Below are 23,422 nucleotides of genomic sequence, written 5' to 3'. Positions count from 1 at the left end.
TCTCACTTGAATAACTGCGCGGCAAACACGACAAGGATACCGAGCGGCGCAACATAGCGCATAAGGAAGAAGATAGCGGCGAACAACGTGGGGTTGCGCATGGCCAACTCGTCACGCACCGCTTCACGGCCCATGACCCAGCCGGCGAACACCACAAAGGTCAGCGCGCCCACCGGCGGCATGATGCGCGAGGTAAAGAAGTCGATCACGCCGAACAGATCCAGACCGCCCGCCGCGCCCCACTGATACAGCTGAAAGCCGCCGCCCTCAGTGACAAAGAACTTTGCCTCTTTCCAGACATTGAACGAGAACACCGTGCCCAGGCCGAAAAACCAGCAGGCGAAGGCCAATGCCGAAGTCACCCACGCCCGGCTAAACCGCGTGCGCTCCACCAGATACGCCACCATAGGCTCAAGCAAAGAAATGGCCGAACTCCAGGCCGCCACGGTGACCAGCACGAAGAACACCACGCCGATCAACTGCCCGAACGCCACATTGCCAAACGCCAGCGGCAAGGTCACGAACATCAGCCCCGGCCCCTCCCCGGCGTTCAAGCCAGCGGCAAACACTATCGGGAACAGCGCCAGGCCGGCCAGCAGGGAAACGAAGGTATCCAACAACGCCACACCCACTACGGTGCCGGTAATCGACGTGCCCTTGGGCATATAGGCGCCGTAAACCAGGATGGCGCCAATGCCGACGCTCAACGAGAAAAAGGCATGCCCCATGGCCGGTAGCAGGCCATCGAGAACGCGCGCGGGGTCGAAGTGGAACATAAACCGCACGCCTTCCATAAAGTGGCCGGTGGTCAGGCTGTAGCCCAGCAGAATCACCAGCAGCACAAACAGCAGCGGCATCATTACCCGCAGGCTGCGCTCCAGCCCCGCGACCACACCACGGGCAATCACTCCGGCAGAAAGCACCATAAACACCGTGTGCCAGAGGATCATCCGCCACGGATCGGAGACCATATTGGCAAAGTAGCCGCTGGCTTGATCTCCATTTACACCCTGAAATTTCCCCCAGCCAACGCCCAGGATGTAGTCCAACGCCCAGCCACCGACCACGCTATAAAAGGAAAGAATCAGCAGCGCCGTAACCATGCCGGCGAAGGCCGCCCATGACCATTTGTTCGCGTGCTTCGTATGTGCCGCCAACGCCCTCAAGGCATTCGCCGGGCTTAGCCGGGAGCGGCGGCCGATCAGGGTTTCGGCCACCATCACCGGCACGCCGAGCAGGGCAATGAACAGCAAGAACATCAGCACGAATGCCCCGCCGCCGTACACGCCGGTCATATAGGGGAATTTCCAGATGCTGCCCAACCCTACTGCCGAGCCGGTGGCCGCGAAGATAAATACCCAGCGGCTGGCCCATGAGCCGTGAATTGAAACGTTGTCGCCTGCCATGAAAACCTGCCGGGAGGTGAGAGGCCCAAGGGGGCCAAAACAAAGAGGCGCGCATTGTCCGAGATTCACCCCTGCCCCTCAAGGGTGAGTGCCGCAGTGCGGCGGCCGTTAAAAGCCACGGGAAACAGCAATAGCGTAGCGGCTGCGTAAACTGTCGCCAGCGGCAGGACTACTGCCTATAATGCGCCGCCTATGGCCAAGCAAAAAAAACACCCCGAGGGCACCATTGCCCAAAACAAGAAAGCCCGTCACGACTACTTCATCGAACATAAATTCGAAGCAGGTATGGTGCTCGCTGGCTGGGAAGTCAAAAGCCTGCGCGCCGGCAAAGCCCAGTTGGTCGACAGCTATGTGCTGCTGAAAAACGATGAAGCCTGGCTGATTGGCGCCCACATCGCACCGCTGACCACCGCCAGCACCCACGTGATCGCCGACCCTGTTCGCACGCGCAAGCTGCTGCTGAACAAGCGCGAAATCGAAAAAATCACCAGCTCGGTCCAGCAGAAAGGCTTTGCCTGCGTGGCGCTCTCCATCTACTGGAAAGCCCACCTGATCAAGATCGAGATTGGTCTGGGCAAGGGCAAGAAGGAATACGACAAGCGCCACACCGAGCGTGAACGTGATTCTGACCGCGAGCTGCAGCGGGCGGTGCGTACCAAGGGTAAAGACGACTAACGTCGCTGAACCTGCAACATCCAAAAGCATCGCGGCTGAAGCCGCTCCTACGACTCGCACAATCCGTAGGAGCGGTTTCAGCCGCGATGCTTTTTGGTTTCAGCGCGGTTAAAACCCCTGCCGTCTCTCTGCCCGCGCCACGCGCTGCGCTTCCTGTAGCCCTTCGGCCAACACTTCCTGCACGTAATGAATATGGCGATTGGAGATTTCCCGCGCCTGTTCCGCGCGCCCCTCAACAATCGCGTGATACAGCTCGCTGTGCTGCTGCATCAGCATGTTGCGGGTCTCGCTACGCAGGGCGTACATGCCGCCGATATTGGTCACCACATTGCGCTTGAGCAGGTCGAACAGGCCGCGAATGGTGTGGAGCAACACCGCGTTGTGGCTGGCCTCGGCGATGGCCAGATGGAAGCGCGCATCGGCGGCGCCCTCCTCGGCTCGGCTCACTTTGCCTTCGCTGGCATAGCAGTTCTGCAAGGCTTCGAACGCTTCACGCAGACGTTGGTGATCCAGCTCCGTCGCACGCTGAGCGGCGTAGAAGGCGCAGGAACCTTCCAGCGTGTGACGAAACTCCAGCAGATCGCGCTGCGCTTCAGGATTGCTTTCCAGCAGATGCAGCAGTGGGTCGCTAAAGGTCGAGCCCAATGATTCGGCCACATAGTTGCCGCCACCCTGACGGCTGACCAACAGCCCTTTCGCCGCCAGCTTCTGAATCGCCTCGCGCAAAGAAGGCCGGGAAACCCCGAACTGCTCGGCCAATGCACGCTCCGCCGGCAGACGCTCGCCGGCCTTCAATGTGCCTTCGAGAATCATGCGCTCCAGTTGTTCGACGATATCGTCCGACAAACGGCGCTGCTGTATATGACCGAACCCCATGCCCTTCTCCACTTGCGCTCTCAGGCCCTGTGCGACCAACGCGCGGCAGCCTAACGACATCCGCCACCCGGCAACAAGAACAACCTGATTCCCAGCCCTAACGACGAAAGTAGTAGAGCCGGAAATTGACAGACTTCGTGTAGGGCTTTTACCCTGAGCCGTCGAATTTGTAAATTGGTAATACCAATTTACCCGGCGAACGAGTTGAGCACCCCACTTCGCCAAAAGCGCCTGGACCCGTGACTCAATACCCAGGCACACCCAACAATAATCAGGGAGCCAACCCACGATGCAAACCTGGCAACAGCTTTACACCCCATTGGGCAGCCTTGGGCTGTCCGCCCTCGCGGCCGTCGTACCCATCGTTTTCTTCTTTCTTGCCTTGGCCGTGTTTCGCCTAAAAGGCCATGTGGCCGGCAGCATTACCCTGGCGCTGTCGATCGTGATCGCCATCTTCGCCTTTCAGATGCCAGCCGACATGGCCTTTGCCGCCGCCGGTTATGGCTTTGTGTACGGCCTTTGGCCCATCGCCTGGATCATTGTGGCGGCGGTGTTTCTCTACAAGCTGACGGTAAAAAGCGGTCAGTTCGAGATCATCCGCAGCTCGGTTCTGTCGGTTACCGACGACCAACGTCTGCAGGTGCTGCTGATCGGTTTCGCCTTCGGCGCCTTTCTGGAAGGGGCAGCAGGTTTTGGTGCTCCGGTGGCCATTACCGCCGCGTTGCTGGTAGGCCTGGGCTTCAACCCGCTCTACGCCGCCGGGCTGTGCCTGATTGCCAACACCGCGCCAGTGGCCTTCGGCGCCCTGGGCATTCCGATCATCGTGGCCGGCCAGGTAACCGGCATCGACGCCTTCAAGATCGGCGCCATGGCCGGTCGCCAATTGCCGCTGCTGTCGGTCATCGTGCCGTTTTGGCTGGTGGCAATGATGGATGGTTGGCGTGGCATCAAGGAAACCTGGCCCGCCGCGCTGGTGGCCGGTTTGTCTTTCGCCATTACCCAGTACTTCACGTCCAACTTCATTGGCCCGGAACTGCCGGACATCACCTCGGCACTGGTCAGCCTGGTGTCGCTCACCTTGTTCCTCAAAGTGTGGCAGCCGCGTCGTAGCGCCAACGCGCAAATCGCTGGCGCTACCGGTGGCAGTGCCGTGGCCAGCGCCGGTGGTTTCGGCCAGCCGCGCACCACCACCGCCTCACCGTACAGCCTGGGCGAGATTTTCAAAGCCTGGTCGCCGTTCCTGATTCTCACCGTGTTGGTGACCATCTGGACCCTCAAGCCTTTCAAGGCGATGTTCGCGGCCGGCGGTGCGATGTACAGCACCGTGTTCAACTTCGCGATTCCGCATCTTGATCAATTGGTGATCAAAACCGCGCCTATCGTGACCGCACCGACCGCCATACCGGCGATCTTCAAACTTGACCCGATTTCGGCCACCGGCACAGCGATTTTCTTTGCCGCGCTGATCTCAATGCTGATTCTGAAGATCAGCATTAAAACTGGTCTGACCACTTTTAAAGAAACCCTGTTCGAGCTGCGCTGGCCGATTCTGTCCATCGGCATGGTGTTGGCGTTTGCCTTCGTCACCAACTACTCGGGCATGTCGTCGACCATGGCGCTTGTACTGGCCGGCACCGGCGCGGCGTTCCCGTTCTTCTCGCCGTTCCTCGGCTGGCTGGGCGTGTTTCTTACCGGCTCGGACACCTCGTCCAACGCGCTGTTCAGCTCCCTGCAAGCGACAACCGCGCACCAGATCGGCGTCAACGACACCCTGCTGGTGGCCGCCAATACCAGCGGTGGCGTGACCGGCAAGATGATCTCGCCGCAATCCATCGCCGTCGCCTGCGCCGCGACCGGGCTGGTGGGCAAGGAGTCGGACCTGTTCCGCTTCACCCTCAAGCACAGCCTGATCTTCGCCGCCTTTGTTGGCCTGATCACCCTGGCGCAAGCCTATTGGCTCACCGGCATGCTGGTGCACTGATAACCCGCTGGCCCCGGCAGCGCGCGCGTCGCCGGGGCTGAACTGAACGCGCCTCGCGCCTTTCTAGCTACGGGACGACCTTATGATTATTTCCGCCTCCTCCGACTACCGCATCGCCGCCCAACGCAAGCTGCCGCCGTTCCTGTTTCACTACATCGACGGCGGCGCCTACGCCGAGTACACCTTGCGCCGCAACGTCGAAGACCTGGCCAGCATCGCGCTGCGTCAGCGGGTGCTGCGCAATATGTCCGAACTGAGCCTGGAAACCCGTCTGTTCAATGAAACCCTGGCGATGCCGGTTGCGCTGTCGCCGGTCGGTTTGACCGGCATGTACGCCCGCCGAGGCGAAGTGCAAGCGGCCAAGGCTGCAGCAGGCAAAGGCATTCCGTTCACGCTGTCGACCGTGTCGGTCTGCCCGATTGAAGAAGTGGCGCCGGCCATCGACCGGCCGATGTGGTTTCAGCTCTACGTGCTCAAAGACCGCGGCTTTATGAAAAACGCCTTGGAGCGCGCCAAGGCCGCCGGCGTCACCACCTTGGTATTTACCGTCGACATGCCTGTGCCAGGCGCCCGTTACCGCGACGCCCACTCGGGCATGAGCGGCGCCAACGCCGGCATGCGCCGCATGCTGCAAGCCATGACGCATCCTAGCTGGGCGTGGGATGTCGGCCTGCTCGGTCGCCCACACGACCTAGGCAATATCTCCGCTTACCGGGGCAACCCAACCGGCTTGGCCGACTACATCGGCTGGCTGGGCGCCAACTTCGACCCGTCGATTTCCTGGAAAGACCTGGAGTGGATCCGCGACTTCTGGGAAGGCCCGATGGTGATCAAAGGCATTCTCGACCCCGAAGATGCGAAGGACGCGGTGAAGTTCGGCGCCGATGGCATCGTGGTGTCCAACCACGGCGGCCGCCAACTCGACGGCGTGTTGTCTAGCGCCCGCGCCATGCCGGCGATTGCCGATGCGGTAAAAGGCAAGCTGGCGATTCTGGCCGACTCGGGTATTCGCAACGGGTTGGACGTGGTGCGCATGCTCGCCCTCGGCGCCGACACCGTGATGCTTGGCCGCGCCTTTATCTACGCCCTGGCAGCCGCTGGCGGCGCAGGCGTGACTAACCTGCTGGAGTTGATTGAAAAGGAAATGCGCGTGGCCATGGTGCTGACCGGCGCCAAGACCATTGCCGATATCAGCGAAGAGTCCTTGGTTCGCGAAATCGGCAAAGCGCAGGTGGAGCAGTTCCAGCAATAAGCCGGCCTGCGATTCCGAATCACACGATTCACCGCATCACGTTCAGGAGCAACCATGACGCTGCCCACCGCCTTCCTCGCCGCCGCTGAACAGCTGATCCCGCGCGAGCGGCGTTTCGACGATCCGCTTTCCACGTTGGCCTTCGGCACCGACGCCAGTTTCTATCGGCTTATTCCCAAGCTGGTGGTGCGAGTGGAAAGCGAGGAAGAGGTGGTGCAGTTGCTGAAGCTGGCCCACGCCGAAAACGTACCGGTCACCTTCCGCGCCGCCGGTACCAGCCTGTCCGGCCAGGCCATCAGCGACTCGGTATTGATCGTGCTCGGCGACAACTGGAATGGCCGGGAGATTCGTCAGAACGGCGGGCAGATCCGTCTGCAACCCGGCGTGATCGGCGCTCAGGCCAACGCCTGGCTCGCGCCGTACGGGCGCAAAATCGGTCCCGACCCGGCGTCAATCAATGCCTGCAAAATCGGCGGCATTGTCGCCAACAATGCCAGCGGCATGTGCTGCGGCACGGCGCAAAACACCTACCACACCCTCGCCGGCTTACGCCTGGTATTGGCTGACGGCACGCGGCTCGACAGCGAAGACCCGGCCAGTGTCACTGCCTTTCAGAACAGCCACGGGGCCCTGCTCGAGCAACTCGCCGACCTGGGCCGAAACACCCGCGCCAACACCGAGTTAGCCGCCAAGATCCGCCACAAATACCGGCTGAAAAACACCACAGGCCTGCCCCTTAACGCCCTGGTCGATTACGACCAGCCGCTGGACATCCTCACTCACTTGCTGGTGGGCTCCGAAGGCACGTTAGGCTTTATCAGCGCAGTCACCTACGACACCGTGATCGACCATCCGCACAAAGCCTCGGCGTTGATCGTATTCACCGATGTGGAGAGCTGTTGCAACGCCGTTACCGTACTGAAAAGCCAACCGGTTTCGGCAGTTGAATTGCTCGACCGCCGCAGCCTGCGCTCGGTAGAAAACAAAGCCGGCATGCCGGCCTTTGTGCGGGAATTGTCGGAAGGCGCCTGCGCCCTGCTGATCGAATCCCGCGCCGCGAGTGACAGTCTGCTGCAAGAGCAGATCGGTCTGATCATGGCGTCTCTGGTCGGCTTCCCGGTGGAAAAGCAGGTGGACTTCAGTACCGACCCCACTGTGTACAACCAACTGTGGGCCATCCGCAAAGACACCTTCCCCGCAGTCGGCGCCGTGCGGCAAACCGGCACCACGGTGATCATCGAAGACGTGACCTTCCCGGTGGAGCACCTGGCCATCGGCGTGCACCGCCTGATCGCCCTGTTCGACAAACACCGCTACGACGAAGCCATCCTGTTTGGCCATGCCCTGGAGGGCAACCTGCACTTCGTGTTCACCCAGGCATTCGACACAGCCGAACAGGTGGCGCGCTATTCGGCGTTTATGGACGACGTCGCGCAATTGGTGGCTGTGGAGTTCGGCGGCTCGCTGAAAGCCGAGCACGGCACTGGGCGCAATATGGCGCCCTTTGTTGAGCTGGAATGGGGCAGCGACGCCTACCAGTTGATGTGGCAACTCAAGCGCCTGCTTGATCCGCGCGGCATCCTCAATCCGGATGTGGTGCTCAGCGAAGACCCACAGGTGCACCTGAAAAATCTGAAGCCGCTGCCGGCCGCCGACGAGATTGTGGATAAGTGCATCGAATGCGGGTTCTGCGAGCCAGTGTGCCCGTCCAAAGGGCTAACCCTGAGCCCACGCCAGCGCATTGTGATATGGCGCGATATCCAGGCCAAACAGCGCGCCGGCATCGACACCACCGCGCTTGAGCGGGACTACCAATACCAAGGCATAGACACCTGTGCCGCCACCGGCCTGTGTGCACAACGCTGCCCTGTCGGCATCAATACCGGCGAGCTGGTGAAAAAGCTGCGCGCCCGGCAGGCCGACCAGGGCAAAGCCGCCGCCTGGCTAGGCCGCCATTTTCACGCCGCACTGCAAGGGGCGCGCTTTACGCTGCATGTCGCCAACGGCGCGCGAATGATGCTCGGGGCACCGCGGCTGGCGAAGGTGTCTGCCGCACTCAGCAAGGCCTCGCAACAGCGTGTTCCGCAGTGGAACGCGGCCATGCCGCAGCCGGAAAGCGCCATTCGCTTCAACTTGCCGGTTGAAGATCAGCGCCCGCGGGTGGTGTATCTGGCGGCCTGTGTGTCGCGTGTGATGGGTCCGGCAGCCGGCGACCGCGAGCAGCAATCGTTGCTGGGTAAAACCCAGGGCCTGCTGGAGAAAGCCGGCTACCAGGTGGTGTTCCCCGACAACCTGGACAACCTCTGCTGTGGCCAGCCCTTCGCCTCCAAGGGCTACAACGAGCAGGCGGAGAGCAAACGCCAGGAGCTGATCGGCGCCCTGCTCAAAGCCAGCCGCGGCGGCCTCGATCCGATTTACTGCGACACCAGCCCGTGCACCCTGCGCCTGGTTCAAGACCTCGGCGAACAACGACTGGACCTGTATGACCCGGTGCGGTTTATTCGCACGCACCTGGTCGACCGACTGGAGTTCACGGCCCAGGAAGCGCCCATCGCCGTGCACGTCACGTGCAGCACCCAGCACCTGGGCGAAAGCCAGGCACTGATTGATCTGGCGCGCCTATGCAGCAAACAGGTGGTGGTACCCGAAGGCATTCACTGCTGCGGTTTTGCTGGCGACAAAGGCTTTACAACACCAGAGCTCAACGCCCATTCGCTGCGCAGCCTGAAAGACGCCGTGCAGTACTGCGACGAGGGTATTTCCACCAGCCGCACTTGCGAAATCGGCCTGAGCCAGCATGGCGGCATCGACTACCACGGGTTGGTGTATCTGGTGGATCGGGTGACCCAACCGCGCGGCGCTGTCTCCGCATAAGCCGAAAAAACACTGAACCGCTGCGTTTCGGTGAAAGTCCATCTGTATACGCCCGCTTGTTTAGGCGGGTTTTGACAGTCTCGCCCCTCACGGCTCCGCGAGCCCCATCCGGGGGTTCTGGACGAGAGCTGCAGCCCCGAGAAGGAGATTCACCATGAAGCGCACCGCCTTGCTGTATTCAGCGGCACTACTGTCCGCGACCCTGATGGCATCACCTGTTTTCGCCGCCGATCTGTGCGACTCCAACCTGCAAAAAATCAAGGACACCCTCACCACCAAAGAGGCCACCTTGAGCGAGTCACTGAAAACCGAAGTGACTGAACTGCAGGCCAAAGCCAATGACGCGAAGGCCGCCGGTGACGACAAGAAATGTGCAGAAGCATCCGCCATGGCTGTACAGCGCCTGGAAGCCCCGAACACCGAGGGCAGCGGTAAAGGCAGCGGCAGCTGATCACGCTGCTTACGCCCATAAAAAAACCGGCGCATTGCCGGTTTTTTTATGGGTCGTTTCCACGCAATAGTTAACGATTGATCACCACGACATCTCCCAGCAACTTCATCGCCATTTGCCGCAGCTGTTGCAGATCGATGGGCTTGGCCAGGCAGGCCTGAGCGCCACGGCGTATGGCGTCGGCGAACACCTCCTCATCGGCGGCGGCACTTATCACCAACACCGGCACCTCACTGAGATGAGGCGTGCGTCGCATCATGTCGAGGATATGCAGGCCATCGCCGTCGGGCAGATCCAGGTCCAGCAACAGCAGGTCCGGCGTGAAGCTTTCCAGCACCGCATAGGCTCGCTGGATGGACGCGGCGCCGCGCACATCCGCCATTTCTCGCAGCCCCTCCTGCAATACGCGCATGCACGCCGGGTGGTCTTCAACACAGAGCACCGCCGCCAATTCTTTAGGTTCCTCGACAGCATCCGCCTGCGCCTGAGCGCTGCTGTCGGGGGCGGCCGCGCTGGGTAAATCAATCCAGAAGCGGCTGCCAATACCCGGCGTGCTCAGCAACCCCAGTTCGCCATCCATCAACTCCGCCAGCTCGCGACTCAATACCAGGCCGATACCGGCGCCGGGGATGGTCGAATTCTCCCAACCCAACCGCTGAAACGGCTGGAATAGTTTGGACTGCTGCTCATCAGTAAGGCCCGGACCGGTGTCCTGCACCCACAAACGAATGCCCGTAGAACGCACCTCAAAGCCCAGACTGACCATGCCCTGCGGGCTGTTGTACTTGATGGCGTTAGAGAGCAGGTTCAGCAACACCTGACGTACCCGACGCACATCGGCCCACACAAACAGCCCCGGTTGCTCAGTGGCCATCACCTGCAACTGCTGACCCCGCTGCAAGGCTTCTGGCAGCACCAGCTCGGCACAACTGCGCAACAGATCAGCCACATCCACCGCCGAAAAGCGCAGTTGCTGACGGCGGCTTTCGATACTGGAGAGGTCGAGAATATCCTCCACCAAGGCCGTCAGGTGGCGGCTGGCGTTGACGATTTCCCGCGCGTAATCGGCCTGCTGCTCGCCGCCCGGTTGCTCCTGGGCATCCAGCTCGATCAATTGCGCAAAGCCGTAAATCGCATTCAGCGGCGTGCGCAATTCGTGGCTCATGCTCGACAGAAAACGGCTCTTGGCCTGGCTCGCTTCCTGGGCCTCCAGGCTGGTACGGCGCAGGTCTTCCTGCACCTGCTTGAGGCTGGAAATATCCACGTGGGTACCGGCCACTCGCAGCGGCCGGCCGTTCGTATCACGCTCCAGCACCTTGCCGCGACTCAGTAGCCAAACGTACTGGCCATCGGCATCGGCAAAACGGTATTGCGCTTCGAAGGTGTCTTCGCTGCTGTCCGCAAAACCGAAACGCAGTTGCCGCAGGCGGTCCAGATCATCCGGGTGCACGCGGTGGTTGAACTCGGCAAACGTCAGGCACTGAATATTCAGACCATACCGTTTCACCCCACGCCCGCGCACCGTGATGGTCATGCTCCGCGCCTCGACTTCCCAGACGCTCTCGGTGGTACTTTCCAGCACCAGCTCCAACTGGCTTTGCGCCTTGTAGCGCTCGTCTTCACTGGCCTGCAACTGACGCCCGGTCTGCTGCGCCGACTCGGCCATATAGGCCAGTTCGTCAATCTCGATGTCTCCGGCCTGCGGCCTGAAGTTGCCACGGCCCAGCTCGCCCATCATGTCCACGACCTCGGCCATGGGCTTGGCCAACTTGGCCGTCAGCAAGCGCGAGCGCCGCCACATCCAGGCGAAGAACAGCAGATAGAAAAACAGCAAACCGGCAATCAACAGATAGCCAATTTGCTGATAACGCTCAGCCAGATTGTTGGTGGCCTGGAAAATATTCGCCTCATCCACCACCACCAACAAACGCCAGCCGGTTTGCGGAATTTCGCTCCAGGCCACCAGTTGCTTGCGCCCGCCGAGCAGCACTTCTTTCACTTCACTGCGGCTGGAATTCATCGCCTGCAACAGTGGCTGCAGATCGCGGCGGTCCTTGAGATCGAAGTCGTCGGGTTTCAGTACTTCACGGCGCACCGCTTCGGCGTAGCTGTATTCGGTCAATTCATTGAGGCCGAAATCCTGCTCACCGGCGGCCGGCAAGGCGATCACTTTTTGATCGCGGCTAACCAGCACGGCATAGCCATGCCACGGCACCTGCAGGTTGCCGATTTCGCTGACCATCTGCCCCACGGTGATATCCAGCCCCACCACGCCTTCGAGGAAATCGCCGGTGTACACCGGCGCGATAGCCGACATCATCCAGCCCTGGCCGGCGGGATCGAGGTACACGTCGGTCCACACCACCTTGCGCTCAGGGTTGTGCTTGGCGTCAGCCAGGTAATAGAAGTTGTAATCGGGGATCACCATGTCGTGCGCATAGCGATCGGGCGTCATAAAGAAGGGGTAGATGCGGTTGTAGCTGTCCCAACTGTTGAAATACAGCGCCGACACCAGCGGGTTGGCATCGCGGATCCAGCGCATCAGCACGTCCACGCGCGACAAGCGCAGGGCTTTTTCGTGGTCCTGTTTATCCACCGGCGTGGTGTTGGAATAGAACGACGCGGCGCGGCCATCGTCACGGTGGGTGTAATGCACACCATCGGGAGTGACCGAATAGCGAGAACGTTCCAGCGCGTCGGCGTGGTAGGTCATGTCACCGAGGGCGCGGGTGGTGGCCGCCTGGTAGACCTTGGCCTGCGCTTCCAGCCCTTCGAGCCGCCGACCGATGATCTCGCCTTCACGCTGCACGGTACCGGTCAAATCTTGCGCAGCGCGCTGCTGCAGATAATCCAGCTGGGTGTCGCGGATGGCGGTATTGGTGAGCAGATACACAGCGATAAGCACCGACTCCACCAACACCAGTGGAATCAGGGCGCTTTGCAGAAATGCGCGCCAAATCCATTGGCGCAGGGGGTAACGCGGCGAACTCGGCATAGGGCAGGTCTCAAGAATATCGGCACGTTACTACAGAATGCTTTTGAGCCTAATCATATAGCCTGTTGGCGGGAATGATGTACGGCAAGCCGGTCGACTCACCGGAACCTTTCCCGTACACTGCCGGTCCCAATCGTGTATCACGGTAGGTTTTGGGGCCGATTAGGATTCGACGCCGGTTACAAAACTTGAGGGGCATGCCGAGTTGGTAACAGAACTCGTAAATCCACTGTTGCAAAACTCTATAATTGCCAATGATGACAATTACGGTGCCCAACTAGCTGCGTAAGCAGCCTAGTCGCACTTCTGGTAGCTTCGGCTCCAGCAATCACGAGGGGATGTCTGTAAACCCAAAGTGATTGTCATATAGAACAGAATCGCCGCGTAGTACGTTGTGGACGAACCGGCTAAAACTTACACAACTCGCCCAAAGCACCCTGCCCGTCGGGCGGCTGAGGGTTAACTCAATAGACACGGCTAAGCATGTAGAACCGACAGCAGCGGACTGGCGGACGGGGGTTCAAATCCCCCGGCTCCACCAGATAAAAAAGCCCCCGAAGACGCAAGTCTTCGGGGGCTTTTTACTGCGCGCAGTTTATGCCTCAACGCACCTTGGCACAGCGCTCCTCAGCCTCTCCCAAGGCCTACAACTCGCAGTGGTGAACAATCTCGCTAAAGTCGTCCGGTTGATAGTGGCTGTCAAAACCTAGCGTTTTCAGCAGCCGATGCAAGTGCACATTGCTGGCCAGATCAGTCGCCTTCATGTGTTTGAAGCCGTTGCGCCGCGCCGCATCCATCAGGTGTTCCATCAATACGCGACCCAACCCCTTGCGCTGCCAATCATCGGCCACCACCACGGCGAATTCGCAATGGCGATGCTGCGTTTGCGCGTAACGGGCGACGCCGATTTCGCGCAGCTCGCCGTTGTCATGCACGAGCGCCACATAGGCCATGTGCAAGGGGTATTGCACGTCCATCAGGTGATCGATCAGCGCCGCCGACGGCTCGCTGAATGAGCAGAGAAACCGCGCGCGGCGCGCTTCCGGTGATAGGCGTTTGATGAATTGCAGCTCGCGCTCACGGTCTTGCGCTTGTAAAGGGCGGATCAGCACATGGCTGCCGTCATCCAGGGTGTCGATCCAGTGTTCGGTTAGGCTGGGCAGGCTCAGTGGCGGGGATTCTCTGAGCGTCATTGCATGGGGTGTCATGGTGGTAGTCCCAAGGCTGTGAAGAAACAGGTAGCAGGCGTCAGGCCGAACGATCCAGAGGATTGAACGCGGCCTCGGTACGGCGGAACTTGCCGGGCGCCGCGCGGGGTAAAACATGCGGCGCCGCGATGCGTTTACGTAGTTGGCTGACGAACGCTTCGGCCTGGGCATCGGAGCTGAACCGCACGTGGTAGTCGTCCAGGTGCACTGTGCAGGGCTGCCCTGCGGTGCTGTGATCGATTGCAATCAACATAAAAGAGCCCTCCAGCTCAGGGGGTAATGGCCACTTTCAATACGCCGTCGCGCTGATGCGCGAACAGTTCGTAGGCGGCCTCGATGTCGTCGAGTTTGAAACGGTGGGTCACCAGAGGCTTGAGGTCGACGCTGCCGCTGGACACCACTTCCATCAGCCGGCGCATGCGCTCCTTGCCGCCCGGGCACAGGGTGCTGACGATGCTGTAATCACCCAGCCCCGCAGCAAAGGCATTCACCGGAATGGTGAGGTCACTGGAATACACACCAAGGCTCGACAACGTGCCGCCGGGACGCAGCACGCGCAGGCCCCACTCAAAGGTCGATTGGGCGCCAAGGGCTTCGATCGCCACGTCGGCACCTCGGCCGCCGGTGATGGCCATGATTTGTGCCACCACGTCGCCCTGCTTGAAGTCCACCACATGGGTGGCGCCCATGCTGCGGGCGACGGTCATACGCTCGGCCACGGTGTCGACGCCGATGATGGTGGTGGCACCTTTAAGTCGTGCGCCGGCCACGGCACACAATCCAATCGGGCCGAGGGCAAACACCACCACGGTGTCGCCGATTTTTACGTCACCGCGTTCGGCGCCGCTAAACCCGGTGGACATGATGTCCGGGCACATCAGCACCTGCTCGTCCGTCAGGTGGTCGGGAATTGGGCAAAGGTTGACCATGGCATCCGGCACCCGCAGGTACTCGGCCTGGCTGCCATCGATGAGGTTGCCGAGCTTCCAGCCGCCGGTGGCGCGAAACCCGTGCGGTGTGTCGGGCCCGTCTTGTGAAGCGCAGCCGCATAGGCAGGCAAAGCTGTGGCCGCTGGGAGTGATGGCGCCGGCGATGACCCGCTGGCCTTCGGTAAAACCCTTCACCTGAGCGCCCAACTTTTCAATGATGCCGACCGGCTCATGGCCAATGGTCAGGCCTTTTTCCACGGGGTATTCGCCGCGCAGGATATGCACGTCGGTACCGCAGAGCGTGGTGGTGGTAATACGGATCAGCGCGTCCAGCGGGCCGATATCGGGGATAGGTTTTTCGGCGAGAATGATGCGGTTCTTTTCAACAAAGACCGCGGCTTTCATAAGTGCCATGACTGGGGTTCCGATGCGAGATTTGCGTCAGATTGTCCCTACAACCCCCGTCGGCTATTGATAGAGATCAACCTGAGGGGACAGCGCGGCAGGCATTCGCGACCGGACGTCGGCTAAGCTGCGCAGCGCAAGCAGATGCTGCCGTTCCGCCCACAAACACTGTCACGCCTTTTTCCCGGCGCCAAAAAACAATAGATGGCTGAGTGCCATTGCGGCATACTGCGACCCACTTCGCATTATCAGGACTCGCTGTAATGACATGGACTGTTGAATCGCTCGCCTCCTTTGCCCGCCTGCGGCATTTATCTCTCGAAATACCCTCGCTTCACGGCTAATCACGCCTGGTATTACCCGTCTGTTCACTGACCGGTTTCCGGCGTCGTTGCACCCTCGATTTGAGTCTGCCCACCTGCGGCACCGGCTCCTTACATCCTGAAAACGAGTAGGAATACCCCTGTGAAAAAAACAGCTTTGGTCGCCATCAGCGCGTTGTCCGTCGTTCTGCTGTCTGGCTGTGCGGCCACCAAAAAAGCCACGTCGGCCCTGGACTACAGCACTGGCACCTACGTCAGCGAACAGCAACTGAATGGGTTCCAGAAAGGTAAAACCCGCCAGGCCGACGTGATTGCCGCCATCGGCAACCCGCCGCAAAAAGCCGAAATCATGGGCAAGGAAGTGTGGACGTACACCTACACCCTGATCCCCGCGCTGCCGTTCAAACCCAACAAATTCGAGAACACGGTCGTCGAGTTCGACAAGAACGGCGTGCTGGTCAACGCCTATAAATCCGGCGGCACACCTGGCCAGAGCGGCAACGCCCTGCTCGATGCGGCCGGCATGTAAGCCACGCAAACGCAAAGGGTGCCATGGCCTGCGCGATGGCACTTGCAATGGATGGCCAGACGGCCGCAACAGCCTCAGCCACGCGCCGAGACTTGAAACGAAGAGGTAAGGGAATGATCAATTTCAAGACCATGCGGCCGACTGCCCTGGCCGTCGCTGTAGCAGTGGGTCTTAGCGGCTGCGCCAGTGTTGATAACGCCGTAAGCGATAACAACTCGGGCGTGGTATGCGGGGCCGGTGCGCTCGCCGGTGCGCTGCTGATTGGCGGCATTACCGCGGCGGCCGGCGGCAACTCCAAGCAGATCGCCACCGGCGCTGCAGCAGGCGGCGCTCTGGGCTGTGGCATCGCCTACGCCTACAAGCAGCGCGTCGATCGCCTGCGCGCCGTGGCCAAGCAACAAGGCCTGGACGCACAGGTCAATGAAATCCAACGCGTCAACGCCGAGGGCAAAACAGAAACCGTCGGCGTCGAAGCACTGGTACAAGTGCAGGAAATGTTCCCGTCCGGCTCCTCCACCCTGACGCCCGAGGGCTATACCAAGCTCAGCGCCATGGCCAAGGAATTTGCCAGCTCGCGGGAAAAATCCACGCAGGGCGCGCAGAGCAAAAAGGTGCTGGTGGTTGGCCACTCCGACTCCACCGGCAGCGCCGCATTGAACCAGAGCCTTTCCGAAGCACGCGCGCGCAGCGTTAGCGAAATTCTCGCTACGGCCGGTATTCCCAAGCAGGACATTTTCTTCCAGGGCGCCGGTTCGTCGCGCCCGGTCGCCGACAACACCACCGTGGAAGGCCGCACCAAAAACCGCCGGGTCGAATTCGTCGAAGTCGACAACCAGGACGTGCTGGTGCAACGCGTACGCAGTGAGCGCAACAACTCCAAATACCTGGCCCACGGCACCGCCGTCGAGCAGAAGGCCAAGCCAGCGCCAGCCAAAACGGCGTCTTCCAGCAAGCCGACAAGCTCCAGCCAACCGACCGAAGTCGCCAAAGCCCCAACGCTACCGAGCGGCCCGAAGGCACCGGTTATCGTGCAACTGGACAGCAAGGGCGGCATCGATTTTGGTGGCTCGCCGGTTACCGATACGCGCTCGACCCTGGCCAGCCATATCACCCCGAAATCGTCGAGTTTCTCCCTCATCGGCACGGCCTACGCCGACCAGCCGGTGGTGTCATGCGTGGGCGACTTGCCGCGCGTGGATGGTGAGGTAAAAAACCTGGCCACTGGCGCCACGCTGAAAGACTTCGCTACCACCGATTTCTACCCCGGGCTGAACGGCCAGGTGTGGGCGCAAAAGGTGAACGGCCATGTGGCCAGCGTGGGGCCGATCGGCATTCTGCGCGACAGCGCGCAAGTTCCGGTCGCGCCCAAAATGCAGTTCATTTCCGACTTCGCCAATGCGGCGCAAAAGAAACAATCTCAGCCCTTCCAGTCCATCGCCAACACCTACGAAGGCGAGACCGAAGTGCTCTACCGCGTGTTCGCGGTAGACCAGAAGAATGCGCCGGTGTCCTGCATGGACATCGTGTTCGACAAGCGTGCCGGCACGGCTACTGCCGGCGAAATCTACTACGCCAAACAGGGTGACGCTTACGTCGCTCCGTTCCAGCCTATCCGCCGCTAAGGAAGCCAGCATGCTCGATACATTCCAGACGTTTTTCAGCCTGTATTGGCACTTCATCGTGCCGGTCATGGTCATCATCTTCCTGGCCATTCCGATCATCGTGAACTGGTACGAAGTGCGCTTCTGGCTGATGCAAACACGCATCGCCGTACCATGGCTGGGGCGCATTGCCCATTGGGTGAAAAACCCCGGTTCCAAGGAACAGGCCAGTGCTGAAAACCTCAATGCAGTGGGCTTCTATGAGTCCGAATCGCAGCTGTGCATGAAGTACGAAACCTACTTCCGTAACCACCAGCCTTCGGAAGCCAACTTCCGTCGTTGCCAGGACTACCTGGGCAAGATCGACGAAGACAATCGCCGCGAAAAAGGCATCGGCATGTGGTCGCTGATCATCGTGCTGATGCTGATCGAAGCCTCGGCCTTCGGCTTCGCCCTGGCCCCGTTCGCGCTCACTCTGGCTACGCCCAATACCGCACTGGCCGGAGCGTTTGCCATCGGTTTGGTGATCTCGATCATCGGCTTGTTCCTGTCGGAATTTGCCGGGCGCCAGATGTATCTGAACAGCGTGGTCGCCAAGACCCTGTCGTTCGAAAACATGCGCAGCGCCGGTGACGCCGGCGATATGGTGCGCACCCATATCGTCACCATCGACAACACCAACGTTGACGACGACAAGCCGCACTATCAGCAACTGCTCAACCGGGTAAAACTGCCTAAAGATGGCGAGAAGCCGGCCAAGCGCTTCGGCCTGATCGCCGCTTACGGCGTGTTTATTATCGGCCTGGCCGTCGCTGCTTTCTGGGTGCGTACCGAAACCCTGAACGCCCAGGAAGCCGAGCTGGTGGCCAACCCGCCTGCCATTTCGCAATCGGCCGATGACTTCCCCGCTGCAAGCGGTGATGACTTCCCGCTGCCAAGCGATATGCAAAACATCGCCAAGGAATCGGCCGGCAAATCGGCGCAAGACCAGATCGACGCCATGCACCGTGCATCGCTGGTTACCTTTGCGGTATTGAGCGGCCTGTTTATCTTTATTCAACTGACCAGTACGTTCCTGGCCTACACCTTCGGCTTTGCCGGCACTTACTCGCGCGTGGCGTGGGAGATGATTCACAAGTTCTCCAGCGCCGATGACTTTGTCCGCTACCACGCCGCCAAAGCACGGCACGTGGCCACCGACGCGCAAACCGCGCTGGGCAAACTACAGGCCCTGCAACTCAACGTCTTCCGCGCCAACGGCACCGACCGCGAGCAACTGAAGAAAGACACCGTGCGGCGTACCTTCGACGTGTTTATTGCCGAGCAAGATGGCAAGAAAGCCTTCAAGGAACAGAAAGGCCACCTGGACAAGCTGAGCAACGACAGCCAGCAAGTCATCCGCAACTACCTGCAAAAAGCCACGGCAGACCTCAACACCGCGATCGAGCAGAACGACAACGCGCGCATTGCCGAAATCGTACGGGTGGCGCGTCCGCGACTGGACCAGATCAAAGACCCGGCACTGTTCGCCCTGCGCGACGCCTTCAAAGGCACCGCCGACATGTTCGCCGCCGATGTCAGCCCAGCGCCGGTAAACGCGCCGGTTGCCCCGGTTGCCGCCGTGACCGTGGCCGTTGCCGTCGCACCGGTGGAAGTCGCACCTGCGCCTGTTGAGCCTGCGCCAGTGGTTGAGGCGGCGCCTGTTGCCGCCGCTAGCGGCGCGTTCGACCCGCACCAGTTCGGCGACCTGACGGAGTTCCACGACGACGACCTGTCCTACGTGGCGTCGTCCAAGGGCGTCGAGCTCGACACCATCAAGCGCGCCCGTCGTCTGCAAATGCTGACCAAGGCCTGACCCGGTTGCCGGTGAGCACCTGGCTCACCGGCACTTGCCCCGACTACGGAGACACCATGACGTTCAAGCGCCTGCTACTGGCCCTGCTGCTGGCCCCCTTCACCCTGTTGGCGGCCGAACGCAACGACGTGCCCAGCTGCTACACCCAGGCCCGTATCGACGAATTTCGCAGTGCCCCGTCCGGGCGAATGCTGACCGTCGTGGTGGACCAGACCACACCGCTCACAACCGATCTGCAGCGCACCGCCTGGAACCACATCAAGCGGTTTATGAAACCGGGCGACAAGATTCGCCTGTACTCATTCAGCGCCTACTTGGAGGGGCACTACACCCGCCTGCAGTACGCCGGCGAACTGGAACAACCGCTAGACCCCAAGGTGCTCGGCAACGTGCCCATGATGTCCACGCGCAAGTTTGATGGCTGCCTCAAAGGCCAACAGGCAGCGATGTTCCAGAGCTTCGGCAAAGCCTTTGCTTCGGTGATGGGCAAGGCCAGTTCGGACATTCCGCGCAGCGAGATTCTGTTCAGCCTCAAAGCAATTGGTGAAGACACCGCCAAAGCCGAAGGTGTTAACGAGCAGGTGATACTGCTGGTGTCCGACATGCTGGAATACAGCGACTTCGGCAGTTTCTATACCGCCGGCGGTATTCGTCAGATCGACCCGGCGGTCGAAATGGCCAAGGTTGAAAAGCAGAACCTGCTGGCCAACTTCAGCGGCGCGCGCGTGTACGTGCACGGCGCGGCGTTTGTCCCCACCACGGCGAAGAACGGCTACCGCAGCGGCAAGATGATTCAGAACCTGGAGAGCTTCTGGCGAACCTACTTCGAGAAATCCAATGCCACGTTAAATGGCTTCGGTAACCCGGAACTGACCATCGCGGTGGAGTAACTAAAAGGCCGGTTTATACCGGCCTTTTTTATCTCAAGAACGCGCGCCCTCTTCTTCGCGCAACGCTCCACTCATCTCGTCGCAGCTACGCGACCACCCTGTCAGCCACTCGGGCATTACCGGCGACTCTTCAGCTAAACCCAGGTGCCGCGCAAACTCCCCCGGCGCCACACCGCCCTTGGGCGAGCGAAACAGCCCGCGCATCACCACCACGCCCAGCACCCGTCCGTCCTTTACAAAGCGGTGTTCCATAAAGCTCCATTTGTGGTCCCAGCCGAGCATGCGGGTGTGGATTTCAAAGGCCTCGAACAACCGTAGCTCTCGACGGAATTTGCCCCAGGTGTCGCCCACAATCGGCACAGCCTTGTGCTTGAGCGCCACGCGAAACGCACCACTGCGCAGGACGTAATCCATGCGACCCAGGTCAGCCAAGGTGAAGTAGCGGCCGTTGGTGACATGCCGATTAAGGTCCAGGTCCAGCGGCCATACGCGCATACGCACAACCGTGGTGGCCATCGGCGCCACCGGTTTGCGCCAGGGGCGGCGCAGCAGCATCAGGAAAAGTCGGAACCAGAGATTCATAAGTACGCCAATCAGTGTGTGTTGGCGGGCATCTTAGGGCGCGGCATTGCGCTACAGTAGATGCACAAATGACTTTTTTCATGCGAAATGCGCAATAGGGTCTGTTATGCACGTGACGCTACTTCTGGCAGAACACTGCTCAGCCGCCAGCGCCAACATTGCGTTGGAAGTGCTCAGCGCGGCGAACCAGTTTGCCGATGCCCCGTTGTTCGACGTGAAGGTCGCCTCGCTCGACGGTAACGACGTGACCTCCCAAGCCGGCCAGGTCATGCAGGTGCAGTGCGCCATGGATGCATCGCCCATACCGATCTCGTGCTGGTGCCCGGTTTTCTGTTCACGCTGAAACAAGCTTTGCCGACCTTCCCCGCTTACGCCGAGTGGCTGAACCGCCAGCATGCGCAGGGCGCAGTGGTGGCCTCGATGTGCACCGCGGCGTTTGTGCTGGCCGAAGCGGGTTTGCTCAACGGCATTCGCGCCACCACCCACTGGGCCTTCGCCGACCTGCTGCGCCGCCGTTACGAGCAGGTGCTGCTCGACGACGCGCAGATCCTCTGCGAAGACAACCGCGTTATCACCTCGGGCGGTGCCAGTGCCGCCATGGATTTGCTCCTGCATCTGGTTCGGCGCTTCGCCTCGTTGGAGCTGGGCGCAACAATGCAGCAAGTATTTGCTGGTAGACGCGGTGCGCAGCGAGCAGTCGGTGTATGTGATGTGGTCGCTGCCCAAAAACCACGGCGACGGCGAGGTTCTGCGGGTGCAGAACTGGCTCGAAGACCACTTGCCGAGCCGTTGCTGATCGACGAACTGGCGCAGCAATTCGGCTTCGGCGTGCGCAACTTCAAGCGCCGCTTCAAGGAGGCCACCGGCTACACGCCCATCACCTACCTACAAACGCTGCGATTGGAAAAAGCCAAGCACTTGCTGGAATCCACGCGCATGAGCCTGGACAGCATTACCTACAAAGTCGGGTACGAAGACAGCAACTCGTTTCGCCGGTTATTTCAACAGCGAGTGGGGCTGCTGCCAGCGGCGTATCGCAAGCGGTTTCAGGTGCGGACGGGATGAGTGGTGCTGGCTACCAGTACTCTGGCTTACTATCGCGGGTTTCTTGGGCAGAGGGACTTTCGGCGGCAGCTGATGCGCCGCGAGCTCTGCTACCGAAATGTAACGACGCAGCCAATCGGCATGCTGTTTGAGCGAGCCTGGCGCCTCTCGGTGCAAGCGCTCAGCATCTCCACGATGGGGAAGAATTACGCCTAGCCGAACGTGGGGAAAGTCCTCACGTATCGCCGCCAGAGCCGGGGCAAGATCCGAGTCACCGGAAACCAGCACGATTTGTTCAATCTGCAACTGATCTGAACGACCGGCTGCGCGATACATACCCAGCGCAAGGTTAACGTCGGTTTCCTTTCATCGAGCTGCCAGATCGCGACCTGATCCAAACGCGATGCCTGCTGCCCTTCCACAAATCGGGAGAAAAACCCTTGGTAAGCCGGTGGGCCCCCAACGTAATTGCCACACCTCTTGCCTGCAAAGCACGAAGGTACCGCTCTGGGCGTCGTTGGAAGCTTGACCGCGCGTAGCGAGCCTAGCGATGACGGGAGCGGAGTAGTAGAGTAGTAGTTGACCGATGAAAGTGTGCTGCAGGATCCTGAATAGCGAGGATGGAACCTAGCAATGCAGGCAGGTCCAGCCACTTATGGGGCGACCCATGAAGTACGCCGTAATACAGGTTGTAGCCGTCAACAAAGAAAGCTGTTCGCACAATTCCTAATCCCTGGAAACGAAAAAACCGGCTTTAGGCCGGTTTTTTCACCCAAGGCTGAAGCTGAACTTAATCGGCTCGCCAAGGGTTGAGTCGTGGTCAAAGTATTCTTAATAAAGAGCCCTGTTCAAGGACGATGTTTAGCAGCCATAGCTGTCGGACTAACCTGCAACGCGCTCCCCGCCTTCATACATGCCTACCTCCCGCGTGGGGCGCCACTTCCGTTCCAAAGCTACACGCGTGGTCTGAATTAACTCACAGCAGTGTTCGCCAACAGCTGTGTAACTTTGCGAATTGTTCGCTCAAATCGACAATATTTCACGCCACCCATGGAAAACTGAGCGCCGAAAACAGCCGCAATCGTAACCACCCCTGGAGTTTTTAAGATGCTGGCTATAGCGCCTTCGTACCTTGATTCAGGGGCACTGAAGCCCCACCGAGAGCCGGACAAGCACCTGCTGCGCGAGCTGATTCAAGCCGCAGGCCTGCGCTCTTCCATGCCTCGCCTCAAGGTGTTGGCCGCACTGGCCGCTGCCAGCACGCAGGTCGCTCCCGCGGAGAAAAACATTTCCGGGACCGAACTGCATCAGCGCCTGAACAGCGCCGGCGAGCCGTGTGCCTGGCCAGCGTGCGCGCGTGTTACGACGCCTGAACAAGGCGGGCCTGGTTCACTGGCTAGGGCGTGATCGCTACTGCCTTGCAGCAGATGTAGAGGTCGCGCTGATGGCTGCACAGCACGATACGGAGTCCGCCGCCGTTCGCTGTTTGAATAAAGCGGGCGTCGACGCTGCCCACAGCACCGGTTATCACCTGCTCAATGGCCTA

General features: G+C 60.4%; 16 protein-coding genes, 1 other RNA gene and 1 pseudogene. 11 read left to right on the top strand and 7 right to left on the bottom strand.

What is annotated here, in order from left to right:
* Positions 1–2: 2 nt before the first annotated feature.
* Positions 3–1,406, bottom strand: coding sequence for a sodium-dependent transporter (locus tag AC0V2S_RS20085; RefSeq protein WP_475511260.1), 1,404 nt, complete (start codon positions 1,404–1,406; stop codon positions 3–5).
* A 192-nt stretch (positions 1,407–1,598) separates the two neighbouring features.
* Between AC0V2S_RS20085 and smpB the strand changes: the two genes are divergently transcribed.
* The gene (gene smpB / locus AC0V2S_RS20080; protein WP_108098230.1) at positions 1,599–2,081 is read left to right on the top strand and encodes an SsrA-binding protein SmpB; all 483 of its coding nucleotides are present in this window, start codon (positions 1,599–1,601) and stop codon (positions 2,079–2,081) included.
* 108 nt (positions 2,082–2,189) lie between these two features.
* Here smpB and AC0V2S_RS20075 read toward each other — a convergent pair whose 3' ends face one another.
* A complete protein-coding gene (locus AC0V2S_RS20075; protein WP_475511259.1) occupies positions 2,190–2,957 on the bottom strand; it encodes a GntR family transcriptional regulator in 768 nt (255 codons plus the stop codon).
* A 289-nt stretch (positions 2,958–3,246) separates the two neighbouring features.
* On the opposite strand from AC0V2S_RS20075, the gene AC0V2S_RS20070 reads away from it, so the two are divergent.
* The 4 genes from AC0V2S_RS20070 (at position 3,247) to AC0V2S_RS20055 (ending at position 9,515) form a co-directional block, all read left to right on the top strand.
* A complete protein-coding gene (locus AC0V2S_RS20070) occupies positions 3,247–4,938 on the top strand; it encodes a lactate permease LctP family transporter (RefSeq protein ID WP_475511258.1) in 1,692 nt (563 codons plus the stop codon).
* 82 nt (positions 4,939–5,020) lie between these two features.
* Entirely contained in the window at positions 5,021–6,190 is a 1,170-nt protein-coding gene (gene lldD, locus AC0V2S_RS20065) for an FMN-dependent L-lactate dehydrogenase LldD (protein ID WP_475511257.1), read from the top strand.
* Positions 6,191–6,244: 54 nt separating this feature from the next.
* Entirely contained in the window at positions 6,245–9,064 is a 2,820-nt protein-coding gene (locus tag AC0V2S_RS20060; RefSeq protein WP_475511256.1) for an FAD-binding and (Fe-S)-binding domain-containing protein, read from the top strand.
* A 154-nt stretch (positions 9,065–9,218) separates the two neighbouring features.
* On the top strand, positions 9,219–9,515 hold the full coding sequence (locus tag AC0V2S_RS20055; RefSeq protein WP_475511255.1) for a hypothetical protein: 297 nt from the start codon (positions 9,219–9,221) through the stop codon (positions 9,513–9,515).
* Between the two features lie 70 nt (positions 9,516–9,585).
* Here the strand turns inward: AC0V2S_RS20055 and AC0V2S_RS20050 are convergent, their stop codons facing one another.
* Positions 9,586–12,510 carry an ATP-binding protein gene (locus AC0V2S_RS20050; protein WP_475511254.1) on the bottom strand — a complete coding sequence of 975 codons (2,925 nt, stop codon included), beginning with the start codon at positions 12,508–12,510 and terminating at the stop codon, positions 9,586–9,588.
* Positions 12,511–12,664: 154 nt separating this feature from the next.
* Here AC0V2S_RS20050 and ssrA point away from each other — a divergent pair.
* Positions 12,665–13,051: a transfer-messenger RNA gene (gene ssrA, locus AC0V2S_RS20045) on the top strand.
* A 103-nt stretch (positions 13,052–13,154) separates the two neighbouring features.
* Here the strand turns inward: ssrA and AC0V2S_RS20040 are convergent.
* From AC0V2S_RS20040 to AC0V2S_RS20030, 3 genes are read right to left on the bottom strand one after another with little or no spacing between them, the layout of a single operon-like run.
* On the bottom strand, positions 13,155–13,703 hold the full coding sequence (locus AC0V2S_RS20040; protein WP_475511253.1) for an N-acetyltransferase family protein: 549 nt from the start codon (positions 13,701–13,703) through the stop codon (positions 13,155–13,157).
* Positions 13,704–13,758: 55 nt separating this feature from the next.
* The gene (locus AC0V2S_RS20035) at positions 13,759–13,971 is read right to left on the bottom strand and encodes a hypothetical protein (protein ID WP_475511252.1); all 213 of its coding nucleotides are present in this window, start codon (positions 13,969–13,971) and stop codon (positions 13,759–13,761) included.
* A 16-nt stretch (positions 13,972–13,987) separates the two neighbouring features.
* Positions 13,988–15,061 carry an NAD(P)-dependent alcohol dehydrogenase gene (locus AC0V2S_RS20030; RefSeq protein ID WP_475511251.1) on the bottom strand — a complete coding sequence of 358 codons (1,074 nt, stop codon included), beginning with the start codon at positions 15,059–15,061 and terminating at the stop codon, positions 13,988–13,990.
* A 456-nt stretch (positions 15,062–15,517) separates the two neighbouring features.
* Between AC0V2S_RS20030 and AC0V2S_RS20025 the strand changes: the two genes are divergently transcribed.
* From AC0V2S_RS20025 to AC0V2S_RS20010, 4 genes are all read left to right on the top strand, one after another.
* Positions 15,518–15,904 carry an outer membrane protein assembly factor BamE gene (locus tag AC0V2S_RS20025; protein ID WP_475511250.1) on the top strand — a complete coding sequence of 129 codons (387 nt, stop codon included), beginning with the start codon at positions 15,518–15,520 and terminating at the stop codon, positions 15,902–15,904.
* Positions 15,905–16,017: 113 nt separating this feature from the next.
* Positions 16,018–17,526: an OmpA family protein gene (locus tag AC0V2S_RS20020; RefSeq protein ID WP_475511249.1), complete on the top strand. Its 1,509-nt coding sequence runs from the start codon at positions 16,018–16,020 to the stop codon at positions 17,524–17,526.
* A 10-nt stretch (positions 17,527–17,536) separates the two neighbouring features.
* The gene (locus AC0V2S_RS20015; RefSeq protein WP_475511248.1) at positions 17,537–19,360 is read left to right on the top strand and encodes a hypothetical protein; all 1,824 of its coding nucleotides are present in this window, start codon (positions 17,537–17,539) and stop codon (positions 19,358–19,360) included.
* Between the two features lie 56 nt (positions 19,361–19,416).
* Entirely contained in the window at positions 19,417–20,250 is an 834-nt protein-coding gene (locus AC0V2S_RS20010; protein WP_475511247.1) for a hypothetical protein, read from the top strand.
* A gap of 33 nt (positions 20,251–20,283) precedes the next feature.
* On the opposite strand, the gene AC0V2S_RS20005 is transcribed toward AC0V2S_RS20010, so the two are convergent.
* Positions 20,284–20,832, bottom strand: a complete 549-nt coding sequence (locus AC0V2S_RS20005) for an acyl-CoA thioesterase (RefSeq protein ID WP_475511246.1) — start codon at positions 20,830–20,832, stop codon at positions 20,284–20,286.
* A gap of 106 nt (positions 20,833–20,938) precedes the next feature.
* Here AC0V2S_RS20005 and AC0V2S_RS20000 point away from each other — a divergent pair.
* Positions 20,939–21,897, top strand: a pseudogene (locus AC0V2S_RS20000) (GlxA family transcriptional regulator).
* Positions 21,898–23,422: the final 1,525 nt, after the last annotated feature.

The organism is Pseudomonas sp. CC11G (assembly GCF_056174845.1).
This window is presented reverse-complemented; position numbering and strand designations above follow the sequence as displayed.